The organism is Sphingomonas sp. 320_CC (assembly GCF_059691795.1).
On sequence record NZ_JCAWAE010000002.1, the window covers coordinates 270043 to 283583 of the forward strand.

Below are 13541 nucleotides of genomic sequence, written 5' to 3' on the forward strand. Positions count from 1 at the left end.
CATTCCCGCCGAACTGCGGCCCTGCCCGTGGTCGCGCGGTTCACTGTTTAGGAAAGAGAAGTTGGTTCACGCGGAGGCGCGAAGCCGCGGAGATGGTGTGGATGGGGCTCGCGCCGTCTGCGATCATGCGCCGCCGATTATCTCGGAGGCGTTCGGGGCAAGGCCGGAGTTCCAAACGCACCGCCTCCGCGGCTCCGCGTCTCCGCGTGATCCATTCTTCTCAGCCGAGCTTCTCGAGCAGCGCCTTGGCCGCGGCCGTTTCGGCTTCCTGCTTGCTAGAGCCCGTCGCGGTCGCTTCGGCTAGCTTGCCGACCGATACGAGCATCGTGAATTTGGGGGCGTGGCCGGGGCCGGTGCGTTCGACGATGGTGTATTCGGGGGGCTTGCGGTTGTGCGCGGCGGCCCATTCCTGGAGCGCGGACTTGGGGTGTTGCGGGGCTTTTGCGCCGGCCTGGACGCGATCGCCCCAGGCGCCGCGGACGAACTTGCGCGCGGCGTCTAGGCCGGCTTCCTGGTACCACGCGCCGATCAGCGCTTCCATCACGTCGCCGAGCACGTTGTCGCTGTCGCTGGCGCCGTCGTCGCGGGCCTGCTTGCCGAGTTTGAGGTGCGCGCGGACGCCGAGTTCTCGGGCGACGTCGGCGCAGACCGGGCCGGTGACGAGTGCGTTGAGGCGTTTCGACAGCGAACCCTCGGGATCGGTCGCGAACAGTTCGTAGAGCCACTCGGCGATGATCAGGCCGAGCACGCGGTCGCCGAGGAACTCGAGTCGCTCGTAGTTCGCCGCGGCCTGGCTGCCGTGCGTCAGCGCGCGCTCATAGGGGGCGAGGTTGGTCGGTGCGCGGCCGAAGAGCGTCTTCAGCCAGCCGGCGAGGTCGCTCAAAAGCCTTCCCCGATACGGCTCCAGCGCGCGGCACTGACCCAGGTCCAGGGCTTCAGCCATTCGGCATCGCCGTCGGTCGAGAAGAAGTTGACGACCGCCTTGCCCTCGACGTTCTCGAGCGGGACGTAGCCCATGCCCTGCGGCGCGGGGAAGCGGCTGTCGCCGCTGTCGTCGCGGTTGTCGCCCATCACGAAGATGTGGCCGGCGGGGATCGTGTAGAGCCCGGTGTCGTCGCGGTCGGGGAGTTCGGCCTGGTCCAGGACTTCGTAGCTGCGGCCGCCGGGGAGCGTTTCGCGGAAGCGGGGGTAGCGGCAGATCTGGACGTTCGCGACGACGTCGACGTACGGCGCGCCGCATTTCTCGGCGTTGAAGTTCTCGGTCAGCGGGATCGTGAAATCGGCGATGCGGAGCTTCGGGATTGCCTTGCCGTTGAGGTAGACGGTGCCCTGCCGCATCTGGACGGTCTCGCCGGGGAGGCCGATGACGCGCTTGATGACGTCGTGATCGAGCACTTCGGGTGCGCGGAAGACGACGACGTCGCCGCGGGTCGGCGTGCTGCCGAAGATGCGGCCGGGGATCAGGGGCACGCCGGCGGGGAGCGACCAGCGGGAGTAGCCATAGTTCCACTTCGAGACGAAGAGATAGTCGCCGATCAGCAGCCTAGGCAGCATCGATTCGGACGGGATGCTGAACGGCGCGAAGATGAAGCTGCGCAGGATCAGCACGACCACCGCCAGCTTCAGCAGGAAGCGGAACGTCTCGCTCGTTTCGGAGCGCTTGGGTTTGGTCTTCACGTCATTTGCCATGTGCGCGGGTTTGCTCAACCTGCGCCTATCGTCAAGCGTGTGCGGGATACGTGTCACCGAAAGAGCGTTGTCGCGGTCTCGCGCTTGCAGCATGACCGGCGCGCACGTCTATTCGGAGAAGCAGCATGACCGCCGACTGGTCCAAGATCGAAGCCCTGCCCGTCACCAAGCTGACCGACCTGTTCGCAGCGGACTCGGAGCGCCTCTCGAAGCTGAGCCTCGATGTCGCGGGGATCCACTTCGACTGGTCGAAGACTCACCTGACGACGGACATGGTGACGGCGTTCGAGGAGATGGCGAAGGCACAGGACCTATCGGGCAAGCGCCAAGCACTGTTCTCGGGCGAGGTCGTCAACGTCACCGAGGGCCGCGCGGTCGAGCACACCGCCGAGCGCGGCGAGGGCAAGCCCGAGAGCGTCGCGATCGCGCAGGCGAGTCACCAGCGGATGCGGACGCTGATCGATGCTATCGAGGCGGAAGCGCTCGGCCCGGTGCGGCATATCCTGCACGTCGGGATCGGTGGGTCGGCGCTGGGGCCGCAGTTGCTGGTCGATGCGCTGGGGCGTGACGACAAGCGCTACGACGTCGCGATCGTCGCCAATGTCGACGGCGTCGCGCTGGAGGACGTGTTCGCGAAGTTCGATCCGGCGGCGACGCTGCTCGTGGTTGCGTCGAAGACGTTCACCACAACCGAGACCCTGATGAACGCCGAAAGCGTGCTGCAGTGGATGACCGAGCATAATGTCGAGGACCCGTATGGCCGCGTGATCGCGCTGACCGCGTCGCCCGAGAAGGCGATGGAATGGGGTGTCGACGAGACGCGTATCCTGCCGTTCGCAGAAAGCGTCGGTGGGCGGTATTCGCTGTGGTCGACGATCGGTTTTCCGGCGGCGATCGCGCTGGGGTGGGACCGGTTCGAGGAACTGCTCGAGGGTGCGGCCGAGATGGATCGGCATTTCCGACTTTCGGCGCTCCACGAGAATGCGCCGGCGCTCGCGGCTTTTGCCGACCTGTATTACACGCAGATCCGTCATGCGGAGACGCGCGCGCCGTTCGCGTATGACGAGCGGTTGCGGTTGCTGCCGAGCTATCTCCAGCAGCTCGAGATGGAGTCGAACGGCAAGTCGGTGACGGTCGACGGTCAGCCGCTCGGGCGTCCTTCGGCGGCGATCACCTGGGGTGGGGTTGGCACCGAAGCGCAGCATGCGGTGTTCCAGTTGCTGCACCAGGGCACGCATCTCGTGCCGGTCGAGTTCATCGCGGTGATCGAGCCGGGCGATACGTTGCCCGAGGAGCATCATCGTGCGCTGTTGCTGAACGCGTTTGCGCAGGGGGCTGCGTTGATGGCGGGCAAGCAGGTCGAGGATCCGGCGCGGAGCTATTCGGGCGATCGGCCTTCGTCGACGTTGCTGCTGGATGATCTGGATGCGCGGACGCTCGGCGCGCTGATCGCGTTTTATGAGCACCGGGTGTTCGTGAACGGGGTGCTGTTGGGGATCAATTCGTTCGACCAGTTCGGGGTCGAGCTGGGGAAGGAAATGGCGAAGGCTGCGGAGAAGGGCGGGCAGACGTTCGATCCTTCGACGGACGACCTGATCAAGCGCGCGTTCGGGTAATTCCGAGAGGAAACCTATTTCGTGTTCCCCCGCGAAGGCGGGGGCCCAGGATACCACGCGTAGCGCTTGTAACCCTGGGCTCCCGCTTTCGCAGGAGAACTAGAGGGCGCTGGAGAACTGGAGAGGCTGAGGCGTTACATCCTCATGCCTCTACTCCTTGCCATCGCGCTCGCAGCCTCCCCCACCGTCGCGCAGATGAAGTGGGAGCGGCGCGTGTTGATCGTCTCTGCCTCGACCGCTGAAGACCCCGCGCTCACCGAGCAACGTCGTATTCTGGCCGCTTGGAAGACTAACGCCGCCGCCCGCGATCTTACCATCGTCGAGGTCGTCGGCGACACGGTCCGCGGTGTTGGCGACTCGGCCGCAGCGCTCCGCCGCAAATATCGCCTCCCCGCCACCTTTACCGCGATCCTGATCGGCAAGGATGGCGGTGAGAAACTGCGTAGTGCCAAGCCCTTCCCCGCCGCCGCGCTGGAGGCGACGATCGACGCGATGCCGATGCGCAAGGCGGGGCAGCGATAGGCTGAGCCGATCAGCGTGATCGCCGCGCCGGGGTTGCCGCTTCGCGCCCCCTGCCCCAGATGGCATGCAAAGCCGCCCCGCGGCACGCGACCTACGAGGACTGCCCGTGACCGAGACCACATCCGTGACCGACACCCAATTCGACTATGACCTCTTCGTCATCGGCGCAGGCTCGGGTGGCACGCGTGCGTCGCGCGTTGCCGCCGCGCACGGTGCGCGCGTCGCGGTAGCCGAGGAATACCGGGTCGGCGGGACTTGCGTCATCCGTGGCTGCGTGCCGAAGAAGCTGCTGATCTACGGCGCGCATTTCGCCGAGGATCTGAAGGATGCAAAGCGCTTCGGCTGGCAGGTGCCCGACAATTGCGCGTTCAGTTGGCCGACGCTGCGCGACAACGTGATGGAGGAGGTCGACCGGATCAACGGCGCCTACACGACCACGCTGCAGAACAACCATGTCGACATCATCCACCAGCGTGCGGTCGTTTCCGGGCCGAACGAAGTCACGCTCGCCGATGGCACCACGAAGACCGCCGCGAAGATCCTGATCGCGGTCGGTGCGCATCCCTTGACCCCGGAGTTCCCCGGCGCCGAACACGGCATCACCTCGAACGAGGTGTTCCACCTCGACGACGTGCCGAAGCGCGTTCTGATCGCTGGCGCGGGCTATATCGCCAACGAGTTCGCCGGGATCTTCCACCAGTTCGGATCGCATGTGACGTTGGTCAACCGGACCGACGTGATCCTGCGCGGCTATGACGAATCGATCCGCGATCGCCTGCTCCAGATATCGATGAGCAAGGGCATCGATTTTCGGTTCAACGCTGCGTTCGAGAGCATCGAGAAGGATTCGGACGGGCGCCTGACGGTCAAGATGAGCGGCCACGAGCCGATCGTCGTCGACCTCGTGATGTTCGCTACCGGCCGTTTGCCCAATACCAAGGGGCTCGGGCTCGAGAGCGCTGGCGTCGAGATGGACGCGGCGGGCGCGGTGATCGTCGATGAGGACAACAAGTCGAGCTCTGACTCGATCTTCGCGGTCGGTGACGTCACCAACCGCATCCAGCTGACCCCGGTCGCGATCCGCGAGGGGCAGGCGTTTGCCGACACGTTCTTCGGCGGTAAGCCAACCCGCGTCGATTACGCCAACGTTCCCGCAGCCGTGTTCAGCCACCCACCGATGGCCGGCGTCGGCATGACCGAATCGCAGGCCAAGCAGGCGCTGGGTTCGGTGAAGGTCTACACGTCCGACTTCCGGCCGATGAAGAACGTGCTGGCGGGCCGCAACGAGCGCTCGCTATACAAGATGATCTGCGACGGCGAGACCGATCGGGTCGTCGGCATCCACATGATCGGGCCCGACTGCCCCGAAATCCTGCAATCGGCCGCGGTGGCGGTGAAAGCCGGGCTTACCAAGGCCGATTTCGATGCAACCGTCGCGCTGCATCCGACGATGGCGGAAGAGCTTGTCTTGATGAAGTGAGGGGCGGCCCCGCTTCAAGCTTGTTCTACCGCGAAGGCGGTAGCCCAGTCTGGGCCCCCGCCTTCGCGGGGGAACAATCAGGTGGCGGTGAAATTGCCGGGACGGCGTTCGCTGACGGCGCGGACACCTTCGGCGAAGTCGTTGGTCTTCTGCAACCAGGCTTGTTCGGCGAGTTCGTGATCGGTCTGTGACTGGACCAGCGCGAACAGGTCTCCGCGCATCGTCTTTCGCGTCGAGCCGACCGCGAGCGGCGCGCCGGCCGCTATCTCCCTTGCGAGCGACAGCGCTTCAGCACGCAACTGGTCCGCAGGTACCACCGCGTCCGCCAGCCCCCAGGACTCCGCCTGCTCCGCCCGGATGCGGCGCCCTGTCAGGGTCATCAGCAGCGCGCGCTGGCGATCGATCACGCGTTCCAGCACCGCGGAGATCCCGAAGCCGGGGTGGAAGCCGATCTGGACGAAGTTGGCGACGAACTTTGCCTCGGGCGAGGCCACGCGGAAATCGGCGACCAGTGCGAGGCCAAGCCCTGCCCCGACCGCTGCGCCCTGGATCGCGGCGACGACCGGCGTCTCGACCGCGAACAGCCTGGCGGCGGCGACGTAGAACGGGTTGCGCTCGCCTTCCGTCCGGTCCGCGGCGACCGGATTGGCGTTGACGAGGTCCGCCCCCGCGCAGAACACCTTGCCCTCGGATTGCAGGACGATCGCGCGCGCGTCGCGGTCGGCATCCGCGGCGGCGAACGCGGCGCCGATCGCCTCGATCAGCGCGAGATCGGCAAAGTTGTGCGGCGGCCGCGCGAACGTGACGATCGCGACATGCCCGTCTCGGATGACGTCGACGCCGGAAAAACCCGAGGGATCATTGGTCATCTTCAGCCTCATTACTGTCGAACGCGGCTAATATGGGCCGCAAACATGGATTGTGGCGATTATGACACGGACCGTCGCCGAATCCACGCCCGACGTCTTCCACCCATTGGCAGAGTTCGAGAAGCGAGCGTAGAGCCTCGATCCCGGCAGCGCGACAAAGATCATGGCGCCGGGGCCGTCTTCATCGGGAGCGGCAACCGGAGAGGTCCAGGGCATGGGGTCGCGACCGTCGCGAGCAGCAGCATTCGGCACTGCCATCGGCAGGACAGCCCCGATTGTGCCCAGCCATTTGCCGATCCCGTCCAACACAGGGGACTATTCGACATGAAGACCATGATGGTCGCGGCGCTGCGCGCTGCGCTGGTGACGACGACGATCCTCGGTTCGGCAGTCGCCCTGCCGACCACCGCGACCGCGCAGACGACGACCGCCGCGATCCGCGGACAGGTGCGTGATTCGGCGGGCGCGGCGGTGGCGGGCGCGACGGTCGTGGCGGTAAACGGGGGGACCAACCAGAGCTTCCGCACGGTGACGGCAGCGAACGGGAGTTACATCCTCAACGGGCTGCGGCCGGCGCAGTACACGATCACCGTCACGGGTACGAACGGCGACGTATCGGTACAGCGCATCATCGTCTCGATCGGCCAGTCCGCGACGCTCGACGCAGTGCTCGCACCGGCGGCGGCGGCTTCGGCTGCGAACACCGACGCAACAGGCGCCACGACCGGCGGCTCGGCTCCGGCCACCGGCGATGGCCAGGAGATCGTGGTTACCGGCGGGCGACTGGTCGAGACCAGGACCAGCGAAGTCGCGACCAACGTCAGCCAGCAGCAGATTCGCAACCTGCCGCAGACCGATCGCAATTTCCTGTCGTTCGCAGCACTCGCGCCGGGCGTGAAATACAACGACAGCGAGACCAACAAGGGGTTCCAGTCGGGCGCGTCGACCGCCAGCCAGGTCAACGTTTTCATCGATGGCGTCAGCCTGAAGAACAAGCTGCGCGAGGGCGGCGTCGCCGGCCAGCAGAACAGCCGTGGCAACCCGTTCGGCCAGCTGGCGGTGCAGGAATTCCGCGTCCTGACGCAGAACTACAAGGCCGAGTACGAGCAGGCCGGCGCCGCGATCATCACTGCGGTCACCAAGTCGGGCACCAACGAGTTCCACGGCGAGGCGTTCGGCCAGTATACCGACAAGAGCCTCAGCGAGAAATCCTACCTCGACAAGGCCAACAACCGCCCCGAACCCGCCTTCAAGCGCAAGCAATACGGCGTGTCGCTCGGCGGCCCGATCATCAAGGACAAGCTGTTCTTCTTCGCGACTTACGAAGGCAACGACCAAGATCGCGCGTTCAACGTCGACAGCACCGGTTCGACTGCGGCGGTCGCCGATTTCGAGGCCAATTCGGGGCGTCGCCTTAGCGACTTCGAAGGCGCGTTCGTCAGCCCGTTCCGTGGCGATTTCTACTTCGGCAAGCTGACGCTGACCCCCGACAGCAACCAGGTGATGGACCTGTCGTTCAGCCGTCGCCAGGAAACCGACATCCAGAATTTCGGCGGCAACGTCTCGTATGAAAACGCCGAGAACAAGATCAACGTCGTCGACACGTATCTGTACAAATGGACCTATACCGGCAGCGACTTCATCAACGAGTTCAACGCCAATTACCTGAGCTACACGTTCAATCCGACGTCGCTCAACCCCGATCTCCCGACCTACGACTATGACGGCGTGATCATATTCGGCGGCAAGGATTCAACCCGTCGCGAGGTCCAGCAGGGCTACACGCTGCGCGACGACGTCACCTATACCGGCCTTCAGAACCACTCGTTCAAGGCGGGCGCCCGCGTCGAGATCACCGATATCGAGTTCGACAACCAGTCGTTCATCCAGCCGCGCTATACCTATCGGCGCGAGCCGCAAAATGGGCTGACCTTCGCGTCGCCGGCCGAAGCACGACTGGGCCTCGGCAGCGGCAAGATCCTCGCTTCGAACACGCAGATCGGCCTGTACGTACAGGACGACTGGGACGTGACGAGCAAGCTCCAGCTCAACGTCGGCGTCCGCTGGGATTACGAAACGAACGGCTTCAACAACGAATATCGTACGCCCGCCAACGCCGCCGCCGCGCTGCGCGCGCTGCCCACGACGTCGTATTTCGATCCGGAAAACTACATCACCGACGGCAGCAACCGCAGTCCGTTCGCTGGCGCGATCGCCCCCCGCTTCGGGTTTTCGTACGATCTGAAGGACGACCAGACCACGGTCATCTTCGGCGGGATCGGGCGCTATTACGATCGCAACAACTTCAACAACACGGTCGACGAGCTCAGCCGCACGATCAACCCGATCGGCGTGTTCCGCTTTTCGCCAAACGGCGCGCCGCGCGAGGGCCTGCCGACCGTCCAGTGGAATCCCGCCTATCTGACGCGCGACGGGCTGTTGCAGCTCGCTGCCACCTCGACGCAAGGGCTGCCGGAACTGTTCGCCGTAAAGAACGACGCGCGCCCGCCGGTCAACGACCAGGCGAGCATCGGCATTCGCCAGAAGGTCGGGATCTTCCAGGCCGCGTTGACCGCCTCCTACATTCGCGGGCGCAACGGCTATACCAACATCTTCGCGACGCGGACCCTGAACGGGCTCGGTGGCTGCTGCAACACCGCGCCGCTGCAACCGTTCGGCTATGCGAACGCGATCGTCGGCCTCGACGGACTCGATACGCGGTACAAGGCGATCTACTTCACGCTCGACAAGAACTACACCAAGTCGTCGGGCTGGGGCCTGAACGTCGCCTACACCTTCTCGAAGGGCGAGCAGAACGGCGGCGACCTGTTCAGCCTCGATGCGATCACGCCGGACGCCTATGGCTGGCGCCCGCGTGCCGGCGACGAACGTCACCGGGTGGTGATCTCGGGCATGGTCGACCTGCCGCTCGGCTTCCAGTTCTCGATGCTGAACACGCTGGGCAGCGGCCAGGCGTTCCAGGTCACCGACGCCACCAACGGCGCGGATTCGGGCTTCAACCGCTTCACCGCGCGCTATCCGCGGAAGAACTGCATCAAGGGCGTGTTCGCCTATTGCGAGGTCAACCTGACGCTTGCCAAGCGCTTCAGCGTGCTCGGCAAGGAGGATCAGTTCGAGGCGGCGGTCGATCTGCTCAACGCGTTCAACAACAAGAACTTCGAAGGGTTCGACGCCTCGTTCAACAACACGATCGATCCCGCGACCGGTCAGGCGACCGATCCGCTCGAGCCTGCACGGATCGGCACGAGCACGCTGACCCTCCCGCGGCGGATCCAGTTCAGGGTTGGTTACAGATTCTGATGCGTTAAGGACGGGCGACCCTTCCAGTCGCCCGCCTGACCTCATGGTCGTGGCGTACCCTGATCAGGAGTTCGGATGCTCGATCGACGGCAGTTTCTCGGCACCGGGGCGATCTCGCTCGGTGGACTTACCGCGGGATGCACATCGGTTGGGCGGCCGCTGGTCAAGGCGATCGAGAGCGTTACAGGCACGGCGCCGCCTGCACCGCCGCCGTCCGCCAACCCGCTGATCGACAATCTGCAGGAGCGTGCGTTCCTGTATTTCTGGGACACGACCGATCCGGTCACCGGGCTCGCGCTCGATCGCTGGCCGACGCCGTCCTTCTCGTCGATCGCCGCGGTCGGCTTCGCGCTGACCGCCTATCCGATCGGCGTCGTCAACGGCTGGATCACGCGCGAACAGGCGCGCAAGCGGACGCTGGCGACGATGGAGTTCTTCGCGATCGCACCGATGGGCCCCGAGCCGACCGGCAACAGCGGGTACAAGGGATTCTTCTACCACTTTCTCGGCATCACCAAGGGCCAGCGGTTCGCGCGCGCGGAACTGTCGACGATCGATACCGCGCTGCTGCTTGGCGGGATGCTGTTCGCGCAGAGCTGGTTCGACGGCGATCATCCCGAGGAACAGCGGATCCGCGCGCTCGCCGATCAGATCTACGGCGCGGTCGACTGGACGTGGATCACGCCGCGTGCGCCGTTCCTGTCGATGGGCTGGCATCCCGAGAGCGGCTTCATCCCGAGCGACTGGAATATCTACAACGAGGGGATGCTGATGTATCTGCTCGCGCTGGGCTCGCCGACGCATCCGCTGCCGCCATCGACCTGGGGGGCGCTGACCGAAAAGTTCGAGCCGTCGTGGCGCGGCGATCATCTCCATTATCCGCCGATGTTCGTGCACCAGTACAGCCATGTCTGGGTCGATTTCCGCGGCATCCGCGACGCGTATATCGCGACCAAGGGCATCGATTATTTCGAGAACAGCAAGCGCGCAACGATCGCACAGCGCGACTATGCGATCGCCAATGCGGGCGGGTTTGCGGGCTATGGCCCCGACATCTGGGGACTGACCGCGTGCGACGGTCCCGGCGATTTCAAGGCGACGATCGGCGGGCGGGCGCGGGAGTTCTTCAGTTACTCCGAACGCGGGCCCGGCGCGCGCGACGACGGTACGCTCGCGCCGACTGCGGCGGTCGGATCGATCGTGTTTGCGCCGGATCTCGTCATCCCCACGATCACCGCGATGGACGATCGATACGGCAAGGGGATCTACGGCAAATACGGGTTCTTCGACGCCTTCAACCCGACGTTGACCGAGATGGGCGAGCCGCTGAAGCATGGCCGGATCGTGCCCGGCGTAGGCTGGGTCGACGTCGACTATCTCGGTATCGACCAGGGGCCGATCGTCGCGATGATCGAGAACTGGCGGACCGGCATGGTATGGAACACGATGCGCCGGAACCCGCATATCCGACGCGGGCTGGACCGTGCCGGATTTACCGGGGGATGGCTCGCGCGCGTTCCTTAAGGGGTTTCGCCGCCGCGCCGGAAAGCCTAGGTCGAGTGCATACCCGATCCTCGAAAGGTTCCAGCATGCGTGAAGCCGCCATCGTCTCGACCGCCCGTACCGCTATCGGCAAGGCGTATCGGGGTGCGTTCAATGCGACCGAGGCGCCGGTGCTGGCGGGGCATGTGATGAACGCGGTGGTCGAGCGCGCAGGGGTAGATCCGACGCGGATCGACGAGGTGTTCTGGGGCGTCGGCAATCAATGGGGTACGCAGGGCGGCAATGCCGGGCGGATGGCGATCTTCGCGGGCGGGCTGCCGGAGTCGGTGCCGGCGTTCACGCTCGATCGGAAGTGCGGGTCGGGGCTGACCGCGGTGGCGCTCGCGGCGCGGACGATCATGTGCGACGAGGCGGATGTCGCGCTGGCGGGCGGGATGGAGTCGATCAGCTATACCGTGACGAAGGACGCGCCGCGCTTCGTCAACGCGAGCGTCGTGGCGAAGGAGCCGGCGGCGTATATCCCGATGATCGAGACCGCGGAGATCGTCGCGGAGAAATACGGGATCAGTCGCGAGGCCCAGGACGAATACGCCGCGATGAGCCAGCAGCGTGCTGCCGCCGGATTGGCGAGCGGAGCGTTTGCCGAGGAGATCGTGCCGATCACGGTGGAAAAGGCGCTGTACGACAAGCAGGGCGCGCATGCCGGGATCGAGAGCGTCACCCTGTCGCAGGACGAGGGCATTCGCGCGGGCACCACGCTGGAGGGGCTGCGCGGGCTGAAGACGGTGTGGCCGGGCGGCGAGTTCTCGGGGCCGGGATCGAGCGTGACTGCGGGCAATGCTAGCCAGCTTTCCGATGGCGCGTCGGCGCAGTTGCTGATGGACCGCAAGACGGCCGAGGCCGAGGGCAAGGATATCCTGGGCATCTATCGCGGGTTCCAGGCGGCGGGGTGCAGCCCGGCGGAAATGGGGATCGGGCCGATCTTCTCGATACCGAAACTGCTTGAGCGGGCGGGGTTGTCGGTTGGAGACATCGGGCTGTGGGAGCTGAATGAGGCGTTCGCGTCGCAGTGCCTGTACTGTCGCGATTTCCTCGGGATCGATCCGGAGAAGTACAACGTCAACGGCGGCGCGATCGCAGTCGGGCACCCGTTCGGGATGACGGGGTCGCGGCTGGTCGGGCATGCGCTGATCGAGGGGCGCAAGCGCGGGGTGCGCTATGTGGTGGTGTCGATGTGCACCGCGGGGGGCATGGGCGCGGCGGGGTTGTTCGAGATCGTTTGATGCAGGCCCGGTGAATGCGTGCCCTCACCCTTCCCACGGCGAAGGCGCCGCGGGCCCCTTCCCTCTCCCTGATGCGAGAGGGTGCTGTTGCCAAGACATCGGCGGCGGCGCAGGTTCGCGGCTCCTTAGATAGGGGTGCGGGCCTATGACGACGGCATTGATCACCGGCGCATCGGCGGGGTTGGGCGAAGGTTTTGCGCGGGCGCTTGCGGCCCAGGGCAATGCGCTGATCCTGACCGCGCGTCGGGTCGATCGGTTGGAGGCGCTGGCGGCCGAACTGCGTGCGGCGCACGGCGTCACGGTGCATGTCTTTGCCGCCGATCTTGCGGATCAGGCTGGTCCGGACACGCTCATTGCTGCCATCGCAGCTGCGGCGTTGCCGATCGACATACTCGTCAACAACGCGGGGTTCGGTGCACGGGGCGATTTCGCGGACCTCGATAGCGCGCTGCAACTGGGCATGATCGACCTCAATTGCCGTGCATTGGTGGCGCTGACGCATACCGTGCTGCCGCAGATGATCGCGCGTGGGTCTGGCGGGGTACTCAACCTTGCCTCGGTCGCGTCGTTCCAACCGGGGCCGTGGATGGCGGTCTATTACGCGAGCAAGGCGTTCGTGCTGAGCTTTTCCGAAGCGCTGCACGAGGAGGTGAAGGACAAGGGCGTGCGCGTGGCGGCGCTGTGCCCCGGGCCGACGCGGACCGAGTTCGCCGATGTGGCGGGGCTTGGCGATACCGCGCTGTTCGAGCGATTGGCGAGCGATCCGGCGGCGGTGGTGCGCGACGGGTTGGCGGCGCTGGCCGCAAACCGGGCGGTGAAGGTGTCGGGTGCGCTGAACTTCGCGATGGCCGAGGGGATACGGTTTACGCCACGCAGTCTTGCGCGGCGGATTGCGGGGTCCTTGCAGAAAGCCCGGGGGTAAGGCGCGACCTAAACAGCGGTTCCGCTTGCCGCCCCCTCCGTCAGGCTTTGCCTGCCACCTCCCCCTGGCGGGGGAGGATTGTCTGGGTTCTTCGCTTCCGCTGCGTAGGAGGGCGGCGGTTAGCGGCTGACCATGCCGGTTACGGTGATCTGGCCGCCGCGATCGACGATCTCGCCGTCGATCATCCCGCTGACGAGCACGGTTGCGCCGGGTTCGACGATCAGCGTGCCGTCGATCATCCCGGCGATCTCGGCGGTAGCGCCGGCCGGGACGATCGCGGTGCCGGCGAGCATGCCCTCGAATCTACCCTCGATCGTCAGGTTTCCGCGGTGCATG

At 65.6% G+C, this 13541-nt stretch carries 11 protein-coding genes; 7 read left to right on the top strand and 4 right to left on the bottom strand.

Going from position 1 to position 13541, the window contains the following annotated elements:
• Nucleotides 1-220: 220 nt before the first annotated feature.
• Together rnc and lepB are read right to left on the bottom strand one after the other, a co-directional pair.
• Nucleotides 221-883: a ribonuclease III gene (gene rnc / locus AC59GX_RS08105; RefSeq protein WP_056065532.1), complete on the bottom strand. Its 663-nt coding sequence runs from the start codon at nucleotides 881-883 to the stop codon at nucleotides 221-223.
• The gene (gene lepB / locus AC59GX_RS08110; RefSeq protein ID WP_426280388.1) at nucleotides 880-1689 is read right to left on the bottom strand and encodes a signal peptidase I; all 810 of its coding nucleotides are present in this window, start codon (nucleotides 1687-1689) and stop codon (nucleotides 880-882) included. The genes rnc and lepB overlap by 4 nt, the downstream gene beginning before the upstream one ends.
• A 125-nt stretch (nucleotides 1690-1814) precedes the next feature.
• Between lepB and pgi the strand changes: the two genes are divergently transcribed.
• The 3 genes from pgi to gorA all read left to right on the top strand — a co-directional run bounded on the left by pgi (nucleotide 1815) and on the right by gorA (nucleotide 5307).
• Entirely contained in the window at nucleotides 1815-3305 is a 1491-nt protein-coding gene (gene pgi / locus AC59GX_RS08115; RefSeq protein ID WP_426279836.1) for a glucose-6-phosphate isomerase, read from the top strand.
• Nucleotides 3306-3449: 144 nt separating this feature from the next.
• Nucleotides 3450-3827 (top strand): DUF4174 domain-containing protein, encoded by a 378-nt coding sequence (locus tag AC59GX_RS08120; RefSeq protein WP_426279837.1) that lies wholly within the window; start codon nucleotides 3450-3452, stop codon nucleotides 3825-3827.
• 106 nt (nucleotides 3828-3933) lie between these two features.
• Nucleotides 3934-5307: a glutathione-disulfide reductase gene (gene gorA, locus AC59GX_RS08125; RefSeq protein WP_497301441.1), complete on the top strand. Its 1374-nt coding sequence runs from the start codon at nucleotides 3934-3936 to the stop codon at nucleotides 5305-5307.
• Nucleotides 5308-5384: 77 nt separating this feature from the next.
• Here gorA and AC59GX_RS08130 read toward each other — a convergent pair whose 3' ends face one another.
• Nucleotides 5385-6176 carry an enoyl-CoA hydratase/isomerase family protein gene (locus AC59GX_RS08130; protein ID WP_426279839.1) on the bottom strand — a complete coding sequence of 264 codons (792 nt, stop codon included), beginning with the start codon at nucleotides 6174-6176 and terminating at the stop codon, nucleotides 5385-5387.
• Nucleotides 6177-6500: 324 nt separating this feature from the next.
• Between AC59GX_RS08130 and AC59GX_RS08135 the strand changes: the two genes are divergently transcribed.
• The 4 genes from AC59GX_RS08135 (at nucleotide 6501) to AC59GX_RS08150 (ending at nucleotide 13205) form a co-directional block, all read left to right on the top strand.
• Nucleotides 6501-9497, top strand: coding sequence for a TonB-dependent receptor (locus tag AC59GX_RS08135; protein ID WP_426279840.1), 2997 nt, complete (start codon nucleotides 6501-6503; stop codon nucleotides 9495-9497).
• A gap of 75 nt (nucleotides 9498-9572) precedes the next feature.
• Complete coding sequence (locus AC59GX_RS08140) at nucleotides 9573-11021, top strand: glucoamylase family protein (protein WP_426279841.1); 1449 nt, start codon at nucleotides 9573-9575, stop codon at nucleotides 11019-11021.
• 65 nt (nucleotides 11022-11086) lie between these two features.
• Nucleotides 11087-12283 carry a thiolase family protein gene (locus AC59GX_RS08145; RefSeq protein ID WP_426279842.1) on the top strand — a complete coding sequence of 399 codons (1197 nt, stop codon included), beginning with the start codon at nucleotides 11087-11089 and terminating at the stop codon, nucleotides 12281-12283.
• Nucleotides 12284-12428: 145 nt separating this feature from the next.
• Nucleotides 12429-13205 (top strand): SDR family NAD(P)-dependent oxidoreductase, encoded by a 777-nt coding sequence (locus AC59GX_RS08150; protein WP_497301442.1) that lies wholly within the window; start codon nucleotides 12429-12431, stop codon nucleotides 13203-13205.
• Between the two features lie 119 nt (nucleotides 13206-13324).
• Here AC59GX_RS08150 and AC59GX_RS08155 read toward each other — a convergent pair whose 3' ends face one another.
• Nucleotides 13325-13540, bottom strand: coding sequence for a hypothetical protein (locus tag AC59GX_RS08155; RefSeq protein ID WP_426279844.1), 216 nt, complete (start codon nucleotides 13538-13540; stop codon nucleotides 13325-13327).
• Between the last annotated feature and the right edge of the window lies 1 nt (nucleotide 13541).